15 protein-coding genes and 1 tRNA gene are annotated in these 16,878 nt (G+C 67.1%); 9 read left to right on the forward strand and 7 right to left on the reverse strand.

Translation table 11 applies throughout. The features are described 5' to 3' along the window. Positions 1 to 29: 29 nt before the first annotated feature. Positions 30 to 1,814: a VanW family protein gene (locus G7043_RS23970; protein WP_390827917.1), complete on the forward strand. Its 1,785-nt coding sequence runs from the start codon at positions 30 to 32 to the stop codon at positions 1,812 to 1,814. Positions 1,815 to 1,923: 109 nt separating this feature from the next. Continuing rightward, entirely contained in the window at positions 1,924 to 2,649 is a 726-nt protein-coding gene (locus G7043_RS23975) for a DUF1206 domain-containing protein (RefSeq protein WP_166049402.1), read from the forward strand. A gap of 58 nt (positions 2,650 to 2,707) precedes the next feature. Here the strand turns inward: G7043_RS23975 and G7043_RS23980 are convergent, their stop codons facing one another. Both G7043_RS23980 and G7043_RS23985 read right to left on the reverse strand, forming a co-directional pair. Further along, positions 2,708 to 4,543 carry an acyl-CoA dehydrogenase gene (locus tag G7043_RS23980; RefSeq protein WP_166048973.1) on the reverse strand — a complete coding sequence of 612 codons (1,836 nt, stop codon included), beginning with the start codon at positions 4,541 to 4,543 and terminating at the stop codon, positions 2,708 to 2,710. A gap of 300 nt (positions 4,544 to 4,843) precedes the next feature. After that, a complete protein-coding gene (locus G7043_RS23985) occupies positions 4,844 to 5,488 on the reverse strand; it encodes a response regulator transcription factor (protein WP_166048976.1) in 645 nt (214 codons plus the stop codon). Positions 5,489 to 5,730: 242 nt separating this feature from the next. On the opposite strand from G7043_RS23985, the gene G7043_RS23990 reads away from it, so the two are divergent. Next, on the forward strand, positions 5,731 to 7,242 hold the full coding sequence (locus G7043_RS23990) for a sodium:solute symporter family protein (protein ID WP_166048978.1): 1,512 nt from the start codon (positions 5,731 to 5,733) through the stop codon (positions 7,240 to 7,242). Here the strand turns inward: G7043_RS23990 and G7043_RS23995 are convergent. After that, positions 7,232 to 7,570 carry a hypothetical protein gene (locus G7043_RS23995; protein WP_166048980.1) on the reverse strand — a complete coding sequence of 113 codons (339 nt, stop codon included), beginning with the start codon at positions 7,568 to 7,570 and terminating at the stop codon, positions 7,232 to 7,234. The genes G7043_RS23990 and G7043_RS23995 overlap by 11 nt on opposite strands. Before the next feature lie 118 nt (positions 7,571 to 7,688). On the opposite strand from G7043_RS23995, the gene G7043_RS24000 reads away from it, so the two are divergent. After that, the gene (locus G7043_RS24000) at positions 7,689 to 8,105 is read left to right on the forward strand and encodes a hypothetical protein (RefSeq protein ID WP_207311591.1); all 417 of its coding nucleotides are present in this window, start codon (positions 7,689 to 7,691) and stop codon (positions 8,103 to 8,105) included. On the opposite strand, the gene G7043_RS24005 is transcribed toward G7043_RS24000, so the two are convergent. Beyond that, on the reverse strand, positions 8,091 to 8,585 hold the full coding sequence (locus G7043_RS24005; RefSeq protein WP_166048983.1) for a DinB family protein: 495 nt from the start codon (positions 8,583 to 8,585) through the stop codon (positions 8,091 to 8,093). The two genes, G7043_RS24000 and G7043_RS24005, sit on opposite strands and share 15 nt — an antisense overlap. 276 nt (positions 8,586 to 8,861) lie before the next feature. After that, positions 8,862 to 8,932: transfer RNA gene (locus tag G7043_RS24010), tRNA-Gly, on the reverse strand. A gap of 94 nt (positions 8,933 to 9,026) precedes the next feature. On the opposite strand from G7043_RS24010, the gene dcd reads away from it, so the two are divergent. Next, entirely contained in the window at positions 9,027 to 9,608 is a 582-nt protein-coding gene (gene dcd, locus G7043_RS24015) for a dCTP deaminase (protein ID WP_166048985.1), read from the forward strand. Here dcd and G7043_RS24020 read toward each other — a convergent pair. After that, on the reverse strand, positions 9,605 to 10,579 hold the full coding sequence (locus tag G7043_RS24020; RefSeq protein WP_166048987.1) for a cation diffusion facilitator family transporter: 975 nt from the start codon (positions 10,577 to 10,579) through the stop codon (positions 9,605 to 9,607). The genes dcd and G7043_RS24020 overlap by 4 nt on opposite strands. 235 nt (positions 10,580 to 10,814) lie before the next feature. Between G7043_RS24020 and G7043_RS24025 the strand changes: the two genes are divergently transcribed. The 4 genes from G7043_RS24025 (at position 10,815) to G7043_RS24040 (ending at position 14,499) form a co-directional block, all read left to right on the forward strand. Then, a complete protein-coding gene (locus tag G7043_RS24025; RefSeq protein ID WP_166048989.1) occupies positions 10,815 to 11,366 on the forward strand; it encodes a MarR family winged helix-turn-helix transcriptional regulator in 552 nt (183 codons plus the stop codon). Between the two features lie 158 nt (positions 11,367 to 11,524). Continuing rightward, a complete protein-coding gene (locus G7043_RS24030; protein WP_166048991.1) occupies positions 11,525 to 12,775 on the forward strand; it encodes a hypothetical protein in 1,251 nt (416 codons plus the stop codon). A gap of 25 nt (positions 12,776 to 12,800) precedes the next feature. Next, positions 12,801 to 14,084 carry a hypothetical protein gene (locus tag G7043_RS24035; RefSeq protein WP_166048993.1) on the forward strand — a complete coding sequence of 428 codons (1,284 nt, stop codon included), beginning with the start codon at positions 12,801 to 12,803 and terminating at the stop codon, positions 14,082 to 14,084. Between the two features lie 34 nt (positions 14,085 to 14,118). Then, positions 14,119 to 14,499, forward strand: a complete 381-nt coding sequence (locus tag G7043_RS24040; RefSeq protein ID WP_166048995.1) for a phage holin family protein — start codon at positions 14,119 to 14,121, stop codon at positions 14,497 to 14,499. A 59-nt stretch (positions 14,500 to 14,558) separates the two neighbouring features. On the opposite strand, the gene G7043_RS24045 is transcribed toward G7043_RS24040, so the two are convergent. Next, complete coding sequence (locus tag G7043_RS24045) at positions 14,559 to 16,778, reverse strand: (Fe-S)-binding protein (protein WP_166048997.1); 2,220 nt, start codon at positions 16,776 to 16,778, stop codon at positions 14,559 to 14,561. Positions 16,779 to 16,878 lie beyond the last annotated feature (100 nt).

The following is a 16,878-nucleotide window of genomic DNA, read 5'->3' on the forward strand; positions in this document are numbered from 1 at the left end:
TCCCGGCCGCCGACGCCGCGACCGAGTACATGGCGCCGGTGGCTCCGCCACTGCCGCAGCCGGAGGACTCGGGCGTCTACGGGCCGGTGATGATCGAGCCGGGCGAGGACGAGGAACAGCCGAAGAACGGCCGGAAGAAGGCCCTGATCGTGGCCGCGGCCGTGGTCGGCGCGTTCGGGCTGCTCTACGGGCTCGACATCCTCGTGTCCAGTGGCAACGTGCCCCGCGGCGTGACCGTGGCCGGTGTGGACGTCGGTGGCATGAGCCACGGCGAGGCCGAGAAGAAGCTGCGCGACGAGATCGGCCCGCGACTGAGCAAGCCGGTCGCGCTCAAGGCCGGTGACGTCAACGCCGAGCTCGACCCGGCGGCGGCCGGCCTGGAGCTCGACTGGAACGGCACGATCGACCGCGCCGGCAGCCAGCCGCTCAGCCCGATCACGCGCGTGACCTCGTTCTTCACCAGCCGCGAGGTCGGCGTCGCGACGAAGGCCGACGACGCGAAGGTCACCGCCGCGCTCGAGGCGATGCGCCCGAAGCTCGACCACGAGCCGCTCGAGGGCACCATCAAGTTCGAGAACGCCGCGGCCGTCGCCGTCGACCCGCACGCCGGCCAGAAGCTCAAGACCGAAGACGCCTCCCGCGCCGTCGTCGCGAACTGGGCGTCCGGCAACCCGGTCGAGGTCCCGATGGACTTCACCCCGGTGAAGACGACCAAGGAGGGCGTCGAGAAGGCGCTCAACGAGATCGTCAAGACGGCGGTCTCCGGCCCGGTCGTCATCAAGGGCGAGGGCAAGGACGCGACGCTCACGCCGGAGCAGATCTTCGCCACGCTGGCGTTCGCTCCCGGCGAGGGCGGTGCGCTGACCGTCGCGCCGAACAAGGACAAGCTCGCTGAGGTGACCACGCCGCAGCTCAAGGACACGGTCAAGCAGGGCAAGGACGCCGAGATCGTCTTCGAGGGCGGCAAGCCGACCGTCAAGCCGTCGGTGGACGGCCTCGACCTCGACTGGGACAAGAACCTCCAGCCCTACTTCGACACGCTGAAGAAGACCGACGCGCGCGAGATCAAGTTCGAGTACAAGCACACGCCCGCGAAGGTCACCACCGAGCAGGCGAACAAGATGGGGATCAAGGAGGTCATCGGCGAGTTCCAGACCGGTGGCTTCGCCCCCGCCTCGGGCGTCAACATCCGGGTCGTGGCCGAGAAGGTCAACGGCGCGATCGTGAAGCCCAAGGAGACGTTCAGCCTCAACAAGTACACGGGTCCCCGCGGTACCGCGCAGGGCTACGTCGAGGCGGGCATCATCGAGAACGGCATCCCCGGCAAGGCGGTCGGTGGCGGCATCTCGCAGTTCGCGACCACGCTCTACAACGCGTACTACTACGCGGGCATGAAGGACGCGGGCCACAAGGAGCACAGCTACTGGATCACGCGGTACCCGAAGGGCCGTGAGGCCACCGTGTTCATGGACGGCGCGGGCAACAGCCTGATCGACATCGCGTTCACGAACCCGGACGACACGGGCGTCGCCATCCAGACGATCTGGACCGGCTCGTCGATCACGATCAGGCTCTGGGGCACCAAGAACTACGACGTCACCGGCTCCACCAGCGGTGAGTTCAACCCCACCCAGCCGCAGGAGAAGAAGGTCAGCAAGGAAGGGTGCTCGCCGAGCAACGGCGCCCCGGGCTTCTCGGTGACGGACACCCGCACGATCAAGGACCGCCGCACCGGCCAGACCCGCAGCGAGTCGCGCACGGTTCGTTACGACCCGCAGTTCAAGATCATCTGTGAGCCGCCGCCCGGCGGCTGAGACAAACTCTGGTTCACAGTGGCCACGCGCGGGTATTCACCCGTTCGTGGCCACTGTTGCGCATGAGGCGCGAAGACACCCCGCCGTCCAGACGCTGGGGCGGGTGGGGATGGTGATTTACGGCGGCGTGCACGTCCTCGTGGCGTGGCTCGCGATCCAGGTCGCGTTCGGTGACTCCGAACAGGCCGACTCGAAAGGCGCGTTGAGCGACCTGGCGCAGGCCGGTGCCTGGCTGCTGTGGACGATCGCCATCGGGCTCGTGTTCTTCGCCCTGTGGCAACTGATCCTCGCCTGCGTCGGCTACACCTACGTGCCGAAGAAGCGAAAGCGCATCTCCAAACGGATCGGCTCCGTGGCGCGCGCCATCACCGCGATCGGCATCGCGCTCGGTGCCTTCAAGTACGCGACGGGTAGCAGTTCCGGTAACCAGAACCAGCAGCAGCAGGAACTCACCGCGCAGGTGCTCTCGTTGCCAGGCGGGCAGTTCATCGTCGGCGCCATCGCGATCGGCGTGATCGTCACGGCGGGCGTGATCGCCTACAAGGGCTTCAAGAAGTCGTTCGAGAAGGACCTCGACATGAGCCGCGCGCCGTCGTGGATCGAACCTGTCGGGCGGATCGGCTGGATCGGCAAGGGTTTCGCGTACGGCGTGATCGGTGTCCTCATCGGACTCGCCGCGATCAACGCGGACCCGCAGCAGGCCGGCGGCATGGACAAGGCGCTGAAGACCTTGGCAGCACAGCCTTACGGCATGTTCCTGCTCACCGCGGTCGCGATCGGCATCGCCGCGTTCGGCGTCTACTGCTTCGTCGCCGCACGCGCACTCAAGGAATGAGAAACGGGTCCGCTCACCTCGGGCAGGAGGTGAGCGGACCCGTTTTCCGTTGCAGCGCTTAGAAGACGCTCTCGTCGATGTCCATCAGCGCGTTGTCGGTCGTCTCGGCGATCTTGCGGCGGGCGGTGAGCTCCGGCAGCACGTTCTTCGCGAAGAACGACGCCACGGCGATCTTGCCCTCGTAGAACGCCTTGTCCTTGGCCGACGGCGCACCGTCGAGCTTCTGCAGCGCGACCTCGGCCTGCCGCAGCAGCAGCCAGCCGACGAGCACGTCACCCGCGGTCATCAGCAGGCGGACCGAGTTCTGGCCGACCTTGTAGAGGTTGCGGACGTCTTCCTGCGACGAAGTCAGGAAGCCGACCAGCGAGCCGAGCATGCCCTGCAGGTCCTCGAGACCCTGCTTGAGCAGCGCGCGCTCCTCCTTCAGGCGACCGTTGCCGCCCTCGTTGTCGAGGAAGGACTGGATCTCGCCGTTGATGAACGCGAGCGCCTGGCCCTTGTCGCGGATGATCTTCCGGAAGAAGAAGTCCAGCGACTGGATGGCCGTGGTGCCCTCGTACAGCGAGTCGATCTTCGAGTCCCGGATGTACTGCTCGATCGGGTACTCCTGCAGGAAGCCGGAGCCGCCCAGGGTCTGCAGCGACTGCGCCAGCTGCTCGTACGCGCGCTCGGAGCCGACGCCCTTGACGATCGGCAGCAGCAGGTCGTTGACCTTCGCCGCGAGCTCCGCGTCCTCGCCGCCGAGCATCACCTTGTCCTGGAACGTCGCGGTGTACAGGTACACCGCGCGCAGGCCCTCGGCGTACGCCTTCTGCAGCATCAGGCTGCGGCGCACGTCGGGGTGGTTGGTGATGGTGACGCGCGGGGCGGTCTTGTCCGTCATGCGCGTCAGGTCGGCGCTCTGCACGCGCTCCTTGGCGTAGGACAGCGCGTTCAGGTAGCCGGTCGACAGCGTCGCGATGGCCTTGGTGCCGACCATCATGCGGGCGTACTCGATGACGTCGAACATCTGCGCGATGCCGTCGTGCACCTCGCCCAGCAGCCAGCCCTGGGCAGGGACGCCGTGCTGGCCGAACGTCAGCTCGCACGTGGTGGACGCCTTGATGCCCATCTTGTGCTCGACGTTGGTCACGAAGGCACCGTTGCGCTCGCCCAGCTCACCGGTCTGCGGGTCGAAGTGGAACTTCGGCACGAGGAACAGCGAGAGGCCCTTGGTGCCGGGCTTCGCCTCGATGCCTTCGCCCTCGGGACGCGCCAGCACCATGTGCATGATGTTCTCGGTGAGGTCCTGGTCGCCGGACGTGATGAAGCGCTTCACGCCTTCGATGTGCCAGGAGCCGTCGTCCTGCTTGATCGCCTTGGTGCGGCCCGCGCCGACGTCGGAACCGGCGTCCGGCTCGGTCAGCACCATCGTGGCGCCCCAGCCGCGGTCGATCATGAGCTGCGCCCAGTGCTGGTCGCGCTCGGTGCCGTTGTTGTAGACGACCGTCGCGAAGCTCGGGCCGGCCAGGTACATGTAGATCGGAGGGTTGGCGCCGAGGATCATCTCGGACGCGGCCCAGGCGACCGACGGCGGCGTGCCGAAGCCGCCCAGCGCCTCGGGCAGGAACATCCGGTACCACTCGCCGTCCCAGATCGCCTGGTACGACTTCTTCAGCGACTCCGGCAGGGTCGCCGAGAACGTCGCCGGGTCGTACTTCGGCGGGTTCCGGTCGGCGTCGGCGAACGAGTCCGCGAGCGGACCCTCCGCGAGAGTCTTCATCTCGGACAGAACGCCGCGCGCGGTGTCCTCGTCGGACTGCTCGAACGGCCCCTTGCCGAGGTGGTCCTGCACGTTGAAGACCTCGAACAGGTTGAATTCGAGATCCCGGACGTTGCTCTTGTAGTGGCCCATCTCGTCAGCTCACTCCTCAGGGTCGCGGCGGGGTCGCCTACTGACCGGTAACAACAGAGTATTACCCGACAGTAACCCCGGCAAGGGCGACCACCCACTGGTGGCGAAACAGACAGTCCTCTCGGGGACCTGAATCGGGCATGAGAGCCGGTCAGGCGCGTATCGGGCGCTCGGGATCGCGACAGCGACTTCAGCGGGCACTGCCGGGGCCAGCGTGCGGAGATGCGCGAGTACGTCGATCCCGAGGTCCGATCGAGGCTTCCGGGCGCGTGTGCGGGCCTGGCGGTGCTGGGTGCCCTCCTACTCGACGCCTGGCGTGCGCGCGGTGCCGATCAGCAGCCCTGACCGGTACGCGAGCGACACCGCGTGCGTCCGGTCGCGGGCGCTGAGCTTGCGCAGGATGCCCTTCACGTGGGTCCGCACGGTCTCCACGGACACGATGAGCTCGTCCGCCACCTGCTGGTTCTCCAAGCCGTCCGCGATGAGCGTCAGCACCTCGTACTCGCGCCGGGTGAGCGTCGGCCGTTCCTTCGGGCGCAGGTCGGGGTGCACGTAACCGCGTGACCTGCACGTCTCGGCGATGACCCGCACGATCTGCTCGGGCTGGGCACTTCGCGGCACGACGCCGTGCACCCCCGCCTCCAGCACGCTCGTCACGTAGTTCGCGTGCGAGTGCGCGTCGCGGACCAGTCCGATGATCAGCAAAGTCGGGTCGCGCTCGACCAGCAGCCGGGCCAGGTGGCCCACCGGATCGAGCACGGAGTCGATGAGCAGCACGTCGGGGCGCAGTCGTTCGTGCAGGCGAACGGCCGCGTGCAGATCGCCCGTGGAACCGAGCCAGCGCAGCCCCGGAGTCCGCCTGATCAGGGCGGACAGGCCTTCGCGGTACAACGGCACGGGGTCGATCAGCGCGACGCCGGGAGCAGGCCGGCCAGACGAGAGCATCAGCACCTCCGTTCGTGCTTCCGCAGAAGAGACGTCGTTCCCTCGGACGTGTGACGCGGAATAGCCGGTTCACGTGGGTGAACAAGGATCACGAATGTGATTCAAGACAGCTGAAGGTCTTCCGCCGCGGGGCAACAGTCTCGTAAGACCTACGTCACATATCCCGTGCGGATGTGCCAGGTTCCGCCGCCATGAGGCCTGGTGCTCTCGCGGGCACACGTGTGTGCACGCAAGGAGGTCACATGGGCACCCTCGATTGGATCGTGGTCGCCGGTTACTTCGTGGTGATGGTCGGCATCGGGCTCTGGTCCCGAGGGCGGATCAGGAACATCGCCGACTTCTTCACCGCAGGCGGCAAGATGCCGTGGTGGCTGTCAGGGATTTCGCACCACATGTCCGGATACAGCGCCGTCATGTTCGTCGCGTTCGCGGCGGAGGCGTACCGGCTCGGCCTCACGGTCTACATCTGGTGGTCGCTGACGATCGGAATCGGTGTCGGGATCGGCGCGTTCCTCTGGGCGCCCGCCTGGAACCGGCTGCGCGCCAAGCACGACGTGAAGTCGCCGCTCGAGTACCTGGCAATCCGCTACAACGTGCCGACGCAGCAGCTCATGGCGTGGGCGGGCGCAGGCCTGAAGGTCGTCGACATCGCGGCCAAGTGGGTCGCCGTCGCGTTGCTGCTGCAGGGCTTCGCCGGAGTCCCGATCTTCTGGGGCATCGCGCTCGTCGGCGTCGTCACGATGGTCTACTCGGTGCTCGGCGGTCTGTGGGCGGACGCCCTGACGGACTTCGGCCAGTTCATCATCCAGGGCCTCGCCGGCTTCGCGATGTTCTTCGCGGTGGCGTCGCACTTCGGCGGCATCAACTTCATGTGGACGATCTGGGACCAGCTCCCGCCGAGCCACAGCGACCCGCTGACCGGCCCCTACACCCTCACGTTCTTCATGGCGCTCTTCCTGATCAAGACGCTTGAGTACAACGGCGGCATGTGGAACCTGGCCCAGCGCTACATGGCGGCCCCGTCGGGCTTCGCGGCGAAGCGCTCGGCCCTGCTGTCCGCCGCCCTGTGGCTCGTCTGGCCGCTCATCCTGTTCTTCCCGATGTGGGCGGCCCCGCTGATCGTCCCGGGCATGGGCGCCAACGCCGAGCAGGCCTACGTCGAGATGGGCAAGGCCATGCTCCCCGCGGGCATGGTGGGCCTCGTCCTCGCCGGCTTCTTCTCGCACACGATGGCGATGGTCTCCTCCGACGCCAACGTCATCACCGCCGTCATCACCCGCGACATCCTTCCGCGCATCTGGAAGGGCGCCCGTGAGATGACCGCGGAAGCACAGCTGAAGCTGGCGCGGATCACCACGTTCCTGTTCATCGGCCTGTCGATGACCATCGCACTGACCGCGGACACCAAGGGCTTTGTCCTGAAGGTCGTGATCGCCCTGGTGGCGGCCACGATGGGCCCGATCGCGATCCCGCTGATGCTCGGCCTGCTCCCGTGGTTCCGCAAGATCGGCCCGACGGCAGCCCTGACGTCGACCATCGGTGGCCTCAGCACCTGGATCTTCCTCTACGTCGAACAGCAGTTCCTGAAGGACTTCGTCGTCTCGCAGGCCCTGATCGTCTCGACGCCGCTGCTGGTCTCGCTGGTCCTGTACCTGGCGGTCGGCTTCCTGAAGCCGGAACCCACCGCCGAACGCGACGCGCTCATCGACTCGCTGAAGTCCGACGAGCCCGACGTGGCAGCCGTCAAGGCGTAATCGCGGCGCGTTCGTTCTGCCTGATCCTCGCGGCGGCGCACCCGAACAGGGTCGCCGCCGCGAGCCAGACGTAGGGCATGGGCGTGCCGGTGTAGGTCATCGTGCTCAGCGCCAGCACGGTGGTAGCACCCGCCACGAGCCCGGTCGTGTGCGTGACGGGGAACGAACTCCGCAGCACCGTCACCACGGCGATGGGCACGAGCAGGAAGCCGTAAGCCAGGATCCGGGTGGCGAGATTGGCGTGGTCAGCCGCCTCGTACTTGAGCGCAGGTAGCGCGAGCAGTGTGAGAACCGCGCCGATCCCGAGCCCGAACGCGAGGCTCTTCACGCTTTGTCCTTGCCAGGCACGCGTCATGCGTTACAGGACGTATATGTCACCCGTCGGTTCCCGTGGCGTGCGTCATCGTCACGAGACCTATGCGCTCTTTCGCATGCACAGTGGATGCATGGGTAAGTGGTGTCCTGCAGACGACGCGGAACTGGCCACGGGGTGGCGGCTCTGGCTGGAGCTGAGCGACCGCGTGTGGCCGGACCCGTCGTGGGACGGCACCCCGGCCGACGCCATCCGTCAGGTGCGCGCGCTGCTGGCGGTGTGCGAGGACATCCGGCTTTCGTACCTCGCCGAGACCGCACGGCCTTCCGTGGCCCTGTTGCAGCTGCTGCAGTCCATGTCGTTCGTGGCCTCGTTCGCGGTTGATCTGTGGCACGACGACACGCATCCGCTGGATGTTGAACGCGCTGAGCTGCTGCACGGGGATCTGGCGTCGTTCGCTGACCACGTGGCGGGGGTGCGGGCGGCGCTGGCTCGTGGGGGCGGCTGGGTGGAGCTGGACCGCCGGCCGTGGGGCCTACCGGTCGACTAGACGTCGCAGCTGCCCGATCTCGGCCACGTTCTTCATCAGTTCGGCGTTCACCCACGCCGCGGTGTGCGCCACCGTCATGGACCCGTCAGGCCACGGAAAGGTGGCCTCCGCGTCGAGGTCCGCGCTTTCGAGCGTGCCGAGCCACTCCTCGCGCAGACCGCGCAGCCAGCCGATCGCCTGCTCCGGGCCTGGCCAGGTGACCTCACGCGGCTGGTTCTCCTGCACGTGGTCGATCGCACCCGCCCACCACCAGCCGATGTGCCACGTCAGCCACGCCATCGTCGCCACCCCGACGGATTCCTGCTCGGGAGTCGGCCAGTCCCTGTCCCAGGTCGTGCCGTTGTGGCGCATGGTGAAGACGTGCGGGCTCTTGGGTTCCCAGAGGAGGTCGGCCGGGTCGAGCAGCTCCAGGTGGTACTCGAACAGCGACCAGGTCATCTCGAACTGCCAGCGCAGCAGGTCGCGTCGGGAGTCAGCCACGGTCCCGAACCTACCGGTGAAACGAGAGAAGCAGCGATAGCGTCCGCTTGACCCCACATTGCCGCCGCCGAAGCCGTACAGCTGACAAGCACCTCGACGGCGATGAACATGCCGTGACGTGCTTGCAACATCACAACGAGGGCCCAGGTCGACCGACCTGGGACGGGGGTCCGGGGGCGGCGCCCGCCGGCTGGGGTCTGGGGGCTTGGCCCCCAGAAAACACCGAAACCGGCGAGGTCCGCGCTTTTCGCGGACACACGCCGGTCACCGGTTTCGAGCGGGTGACGGGAATCGAACCCGCCTCTACAGCTTGGGAAGCTGTCGTTCTACCAATGAACTACACCCGCATGAGCAAGCTCGTCGCCGATCATACACAGAGTGGCAGCGTGACGTCCCACCGTCCCGGCTGGCCAACGGAGCCAACTCGGTTAGCCTGTCGGGGTGCTGCTGAGTGACCAGGATCTGCGCAAAGAGGTCGAGTCCGGCCGTCTCCACCTCGACCCGTTCGACGTCGAGATGATTCAGCCGTCGAGCATCGACGTCCGGCTGGACCGGTTCTTCCGGGTCTTCAACAACACGAAGTACACCCACATCGACCCGTCGATCCAGCAGGACGACCTCACGAGCCTGGTCGAGACGCCGGAGGGTGAGCCGTTCGTGCTGCACCCCGGCGAGTTCGTGCTCGGGTCCACCTACGAGCTGGTCACGCTGCCGGACGACCTGGCAGGGCGGCTCGAAGGCAAGTCCAGCCTCGGGCGGCTCGGGCTGCTGACGCACTCCACGGCCGGCTTCATCGACCCCGGCTTCTCCGGCCACATCACGCTGGAGTTGTCGAACGTCGCGAACCTGCCGATCACGTTGCACGCCGGCATGAAGATCGGGCAGCTGTGCCTGTTCAAGCTGTCCAGCCCGGCGGAGCACCCGTACGGGTCGAAGCAGGCCGGCAGCCGGTACCAGGGGCAGCGCGGGCCCACGCCGAGCCGGGCCTACCTCAACTTCCACCGCACCGACACGCGACGTTAGAAGCCGTAGCGCTCCAGGACGCGGCGGCGCAGGTCGGGGTCTGTGCGCGGTACGGGTTCCAGGAAGATCTCGTCCAGGTCCGGGAACGACGAACGCAGTTCGGCGGAGATGCGCACGCACGCGTTCTCCAGTTCGAACGCCGTCAGGGTGTCGGTGAAGTCGAGTCGCGCGCACAGCAGCACGCGGTCGGTGCCGATCAGCATCGTCAGCACGTCGACCACGGCGTCCACTTCGGGCGCCTCGGCCAGTTGGTGCCAGATCGCCTTCACCATCACCGGGTCTGCCTGCCGGCCGATCAGCAGGCCCTTGTTGGTGCGGGCCAGCACGTACGCCACCAGGGCCAGTAGCACGCCGATCGCCAGCGAGGCGAGGCCGTCCCACAGCGACGAGCCGGTGAGCTGGTGCAGGCCGAGGCCCGCGAAGGCGAGCAGCAGACCGATCAGGGCGGCGGAGTCCTCCAGGAACACCGTCTTCACGGTCGGGTCGTCGGAGACTCGCAGGAAGTCCCAGAAACCGCGGCCGTGCGCGGCGGATTCGGAGCGGACCTGCCGGAACGCCTGGGTCCACGACACGCTTTCCATGGCGAAGGCCAGGCCCAGCACGAGGTAGCCGACCAGGGGGCGGGTTTGTTCCTCCGGCTCGCCGAAGACCGTGCGGAAGCCCTCGTAGAACGCGAACATCGCGCCCGAGGCGAAGATCGAGACGGCAGCCAGCAACGACCAGAAGTAGCGCTCCTTGCCGTAGCCGAACGGGTGGCGGCGGTCCGCGGGACGGTCGGAACGGCGCAGCGCCGTCAGCAGGAGCGCTTCGGTGAACGTGTCGGCGACCGAGTGCGCGGCCTCGGAGAGGATGGCGGCCGAACCGGTCAGGACGCCCGCGATGGCCTTCATGATCGCGATCGCCAGATTCACCAGCAGGGCGAGTACGACGGTGAGTGTGCTTTCGCCTGAGCCCTGCGGCTTCTCGCTCATGACGATCAGCCTAGGCGGGCGCCGGGCGCCGGGCGCGGCAGCGAGTGGTTAGGCCATTCGAGTGACATTCCAATCCCGGGGCAACATCTGGAAGGTCTGCGGTGTCTTAAGGCTGGGATCTGCACCGGGGGGAACGCTGATCACCAGGGGGTAAGACGGAACGGCCCGCGTTCGGGAGAGGCGCGGGCCGTTCTGCATGTCGGGGCGACCTAACCAGCGCAACTACCATCGTGGGATGGGCAAGCGTGGTGCGGACGACACCGATGCCGAGGTCGAGTCGTGGAGGGCCATGGTTCCGGCGATCGATCCGGTGGTCGAAGGCGTGGTCGACCGGGTGCACCAGATCAGCAAGTACCTCGACTTCCTCGCCACGGAGATCGCCGCGCCGCACGGGCTCAACCGCGCCGACTACGAGATCCTCGCCCGGCTCTTCTGGATCGGGCCGCCGCACCGGCTCACGCCCAAGCAGCTCGCGAACGGCACGCTGAGCCCGGCCACCACGATCACGAGCCGCCTCGACCGGCTGGAGAAGGCGGGGCTCGTCCTGCGCGAGCTCGACCCGAGTGACCGCCGGTCGTTGCCCGCCACGCTGACCGACGCCGGGCGCGAGATCTTCCTGCAGATCGTCGCCGGCCAGGCCGAACGGGAGCGAGACCTCTTCACCGCGCTGCCCGGCGGCGATCTGGAGAACCTGCGCGACCTGCTGCGTCAGGTGATGGAAGTGCTGAGCGGTGAACTGGGGCCCGCGCACCGTCGCACCAGGCTCGCGCTCGACAGCAAGGAGTAATTGCTACGAACTCGTACTATCCGATATCGTGCTAACTGGCGCGAGAGGGAGGGGTACGACATGGGCGGCTATCCACTGTCCGAGTGACGGGAATCATGCAACGCTGAACCCCCGGTGTTCCGATGTCCTAAGTGGAGCAATCGAACGCTGGGGGATCAGTGAAGAAGTTCTTCGCCGTCGCGATGACGGCTGCTCTCGTGCTGCCTGCCGCGGCCACGTCGGCCGCGGCGCAGGACGAGAAGATCACCATCGAGGGCCTGGTCTGGCTCGACCGCAACGGTGACAAGAAGTTCGACGGTGAAGCGGTGCTCGCCGGCGAGACGAAAATCGTGAAGATCAGCAAGCACGGCGGCGGTGACGTCGTCGGCGAGTACGCGACCGACGACAAGGGTCGCTACGCGGCGCGGGATCTGCCTACCGGCAAGTACGACGTGCAGGTGTCCGGCGCGCGGTACACGCCCACCACTTCGCGGACCGTCACGTCGGAAGGGGGGACCGTCGACTTCGGCGTGCGCGGCAAAGGCATCGCGGGTCACTCCTTCCACGACCGCAACCGGGACGGTGTCCGGCAGACCGGCGAGGAACTGCTGTCGCCGGGGACGCTGAACGGCAAGCCGATCGGCATGCCCGGCGAGGACGGTCAGTTCAGCGTCGACGACCTGCCGTTCGGCAAGTACGAGTTCGTCGCGGCCGACTACACGCAGCGCGGCCTGGCGCTGGTCAAGCCGACCGGCACGCACCCGATCGACTGGGCCACCGGCACTCTCGAGTTCACGCTCGGCGAGTTCGAGGGGCCGGCTCCACTCGAGGTGCTGTACTTCGAGGCCAAGGCGGACATCGCCGTCGCGGCCGCGGTCGTGCCGGCCAAGGCCTCCTACGTCCTCGGCGAGCAGATCGACGTCGAGCTGACGCTCACGAACAAGGGTGACGTGCCGATCGTGCCGTCCGTGGTCATGGCCGAGTTCATGGCGAAGCTGCTGTCCCACAGCGACAACATCAAGATGCTCAACGGCAGGGACGACGACTTCGAGACCGTCAGCAAGATCCTTCCCGGACAGCAGGTGAAGGTCACGCTGAAGGTCGAGCTGAACGACGTCACCTTCGACGAGGTGTGGCCGATCGCGCGCTTCAACTTCGGCAACCTCAAGGACGTCGACCACAAGAACAACGTCGTGCGCCTGCCGATCAAGGTCGTCGAGAAGAGCACCACCACCGAGCCGAGCGCGCCGTCCTCGACCTCGCAGACCGCCGCGCCGGCCACCACGACCACTCCGGCCGTGGCCAAGGCGGGCAACAGCTCCGGCCTCGCCTCGACCGGCGCCTCGCCGCTGGGCTTCCTGGGCCTCGGCGCACTGCTGCTCGCGGCCGGCGCCGCGGCGTTCTTCGTCGCGCGTCGCCGCCGTTCCTGACATACCAATGTCCTTGGGGGACAACGTGAAGAAGCACCTCGCGGTCGTACTGACCGCAGGCCTCGCCCTGACCGCGGCGGGCACTCCTGCCCTCGCGCAGGAGGACAAGATCACCATCGAGGGTCTGTTCTTCCTCGACCGCAACGGCGACAACACCTTCACCGAAGGTGAGAGCGTCCGCGCCAACGGCAACGGCGTCCGGATCTACGTCGAGGGCACCAACGAACTGGTCGGGAGCTTCCCGACCGGTGCGGACGGCAAGTTCAAGGCCGTCCTGCCGAAGGGCCCGAAGTACGCGGTCAACAACAACGACATGTACGACTTCACGACCACCAAGCTGGGCTACGAAACGTCGGAGTCCAAGTCGGACGCCAACTTCCCGCTGCGCGGCACCTTCCTCAACGGCTTCACCTTCGTCGACGCGAACGGTGACGGCGTGAAGCAGGAGACCGAGAAGACGCACGGCGGCAAGGTCAAGGTCACCGGCAAGACGCAGACCGGTGCCGACCTCAACGTCGAGGCCGAGGCCGCCGCGGACGGTTCCTACCTGCTCGACCTCCCCATCGGCGACCTGACCGTCATCGCGCCGGAGATCAAGAAGAGCGGCCTGGCGCTGGCCAAGCCGAAGACCGACTACGACGTCGACTGGCTGACCGGCACGCGTGCGGTGTCGCCGAACCTCAACGACCGCACGCAGCGAATCGATCTGCGCTACTTCGAAGCCAAGGCCGACATCGCCATCGCGTCCGCGATCACGCCGCTCGAGGACGTCTACACCCGCGGCGAGCAGATCGACCTCAAGCTCACGCTGTCGAACAAGGGCGACGTGCCGGTCGCGCCGGAGGTCGTCCTGGGCAGCTTCTTCGCGAAGCTCGTGTCCCACAGCGACAACGTGACGGTGCAGCCGGGCACCGACGACGACTTCAGGGTCATCAACAAGATCCTCCCCGGTCAGCAGATCGAGGTCGCTCTGAAGATCGAGCTGGACGACATCAAGTACGACGAGGTGCACGCGATGGTGCGCTTCATCCACAGCGGCGGCCTGCCGGACGTCGACCACAAGAACAACGTGGTCAGCACGAAGATCAAGGTCGTCGAGAAGGCCGTCACGAGCGCGCCGTCCGCACCGTCCTCGACCTCGCAGACCGCCGCGCCGACCACCACGACCACGCCGGCCGTGACGCAGGCGGGCAACAAGTCGGGTCTCGCGTCGACCGGCGCGTCGCCGCTCGGCTTCCTGGGCCTCGGCGCACTGCTGCTCGCGGCCGGTGCGGGTGCGTTCTTCGTGGCGCGCCGCCGACGTTCCTGACCACTTAGGACCCGTCACGGCTAGTCTGCGCGGCATGGGCATCTTGGTGCATGTGCTGCTGACCGCCGTGGCGGTCTGGGTGTCGACCGCCCTTCCCGGCATCGACCTGGGCGAGGGCACCACCGGTTCGAGAATCCTCACGCTGATCGGCGTCGCGGTGATCTTCGGCCTGGTGAACGCGGTCGTGAAGCCGCTCGTGAAGTTCTTCGGCTGCCTGTTCTACCTGGTCACGCTCGGCTTGATCGGGCTCGTGGTGAACGCGCTGCTGTTCATGTTCACCGGGTGGATCGCCGAGCAGCTGGACCTCCCGTTCCGCGTCGACGGCTTCTGGCCGGCCTTCTGGGGCGCGATCATCGTCGCCCTGACCGGCTGGGTGCTGAACGTGATCTACGACAAGATCACAGACAAGGACTGACCCACCAACGGAAAATGCCCTCGGTCCACAGCGGACCGAGGGCATTTCTCTGGCCTGGATCAGGCGTTGGCGTCCTCGGCGGCCGGCGCCGGCTGGCCGCGCTTCACGGACTCCAGCAGCATCTGCGCGACGTCCACGACCTCGACGTGCGCGCCCGCCTGGCCGTCGGACTGACGGGCGGTCACGCCGTCGGTGAGCATCACGCGGCAGAACGGGCAGCCGGTCGCGATCTTCGACGGCGCGGTGGACAGCGCCTCGTCCACGCGGTCGACGTTGATGCGCTTGCCGATCCGCTCCTCCATCCACATGCGGGCGCCACCGGCACCGCAGCACATGGAGCGTTCCTCGTGCCGCGGCATCTCGCGCAGCTTCGCGCCGGACGCCCCGATGAGCTCACGCGGTGCTTCGTAGACCTTGTTGTGACGGCCCAGGTAGCACGGGTCGTGGTAGGTGACGTCCTCGGTGACCGGCGCGACCGGCACCAGACGGCGTTCGCGCACCAGCTTGTTCAGCAGCTGCGTGTGGTGCACGACCTCGTAGGTGCCGCCGACCTGCGGGTACTCGTTCGCCAGCGTGTTGAAGCAGTGCGCACACGTGACAACGATCTTGCGCTGGCCAAGAGGCCGGTCCTCGAAGACCGAGTTCAGGACTTCCACGTTCTGCTGCGCGAGCATCTGGAAGAGGAACTCGTTGCCGGCGCGGCGGGCCGGGTCACCGGTGCAGGTCTCCTCCGGGCCGAGCACGGTGTACTTGACCCCGGCGGTGTGCAGCAGCTCGGCGACGGCGCGGGTGGTCTTCTTCGCGCGGTCCTCGAACGCACCGGCGCAGCCGACCCAGAACAGGTACTCGGCGTCGCCCAGTTCGCCGTCGAACACCGGCACCTCGAACTCGAGGCCGTCGGTCCACGCCAGGCGGTCCTTGGAGTTCTGACCCCACGGGTTGCCCTTGTTCTCCAGGTTCTTGAACATGCCGCCGAGCTCGGTCGGGAAGTTCGACTCGATCAGCACCTGGTAGCGGCGCATGTCGACGATGTGGTCGACGTGCTCGATGTCCACCGGGCACTGCTCGACGCACGCGCCGCAGGTGGTGCAGGACCACAGCACCTCGGGGTCGATGACGCCCAGCTCGTCCGGGCCGCCGACCAGCGGGCGCTCGGACTCCGCCATCGCCAGCACGTCGATGGACTCGAGGCGCTTCTTGTAGTCCTCGTACTTGTCCTCGGTCAGGCCGACCTCGTCACCGGCCATGTCGCGCGAGCCGCCGGCCAGCAGGTACGGCGCCTTGGCGTACATGTGGTCGCGCAGCTGCGTGATGACCAGCTTGGGCGACAACGGCTTGCCGGTGTTCCACGCGGGGCACTGCGACTGGCAGCGGCCGCACTCGGTGCAGGTGGAGAAGTCGAGAACGCCCTTCCAGGTGAAGTCCTCGACCTTGCCGACGCCGAACACGTCCTTGTCCGGGTCGGCCTCCTCCAGGTTCAGCACCTTGCCGCCGGACATCATCGGCTTCAGGGCGCCGAGCGCGACGCCGCCGTCGTCCTCGCGCTTGAAGTAGATGTTGAAGAACGCCGAGAACCGGTGCCAGGCGACACCCATCGTCAGGTTCCGGCCGACCACGATCAGCCAGATCATGCCGCTCAGCAGCTTGACCAGCGCCATCACCGACACCCAGACGGGCGCGGCGGGCAGGATCTGCGCGAGCGGCTGCGACACGAACGACGTCCACAGCGGCGCGACCTCGAGGCCGCTCGACTGCTTGAACGCCTTGACCATCAGGATGCCGACACCCTCGATGATCACGACCGCCTCGACGAAGTAGGCGGACTTGAAGTCGGAACCCTGGAAGCGGGAGACCCGGTCGGCACGGCGCGGGTGGTTGCGCTGGCGGATGATCGCGAGCGCCACGCCACCGACGACGGTGCCGAGCCCCAGCAGCTCGACGAGCAGCAGCCAGACCGACCACGTGCCGATGATCGGCCAGTGGAAGTGCGGGTCGAACACCTCGCCGTAGGCCTCGAACAGCACCGCGGAGCCGATGAGGAAGCCCCACATCACCATCCAGTGCCACGGGGCGACCGAACGGAACTTCGCCATTCTGGTGTGCGCGACGAATTCGACGATCATCGTCTTCAGCCGCGGCCCGAACGGCCCGAAGCGGGTCCCGTCCGGCTGGCCGAGCCGGATGATCTTGATCTGCTTCAGCACGGCGGCGACGAACACGCCCCAGGCGACGACGCTCACCGCCACGGCGACGAGTCCGAGAACCAGCTGGAGGGTCATGGCGGGAGTCTAGGCCACGTTACTGGTGAGTAACCACTTGGACGTGGCCGGTGTCTCCTCGCGTACCGGTCAAGTATCCGGAACTTGATCAAAAACTTAT

Origin of the sequence: Lentzea alba (assembly GCF_011067745.1) — a bacterium.
Taxonomy (GTDB): domain Bacteria; phylum Actinomycetota; class Actinomycetes; order Mycobacteriales; family Pseudonocardiaceae; genus Lentzea; species Lentzea alba.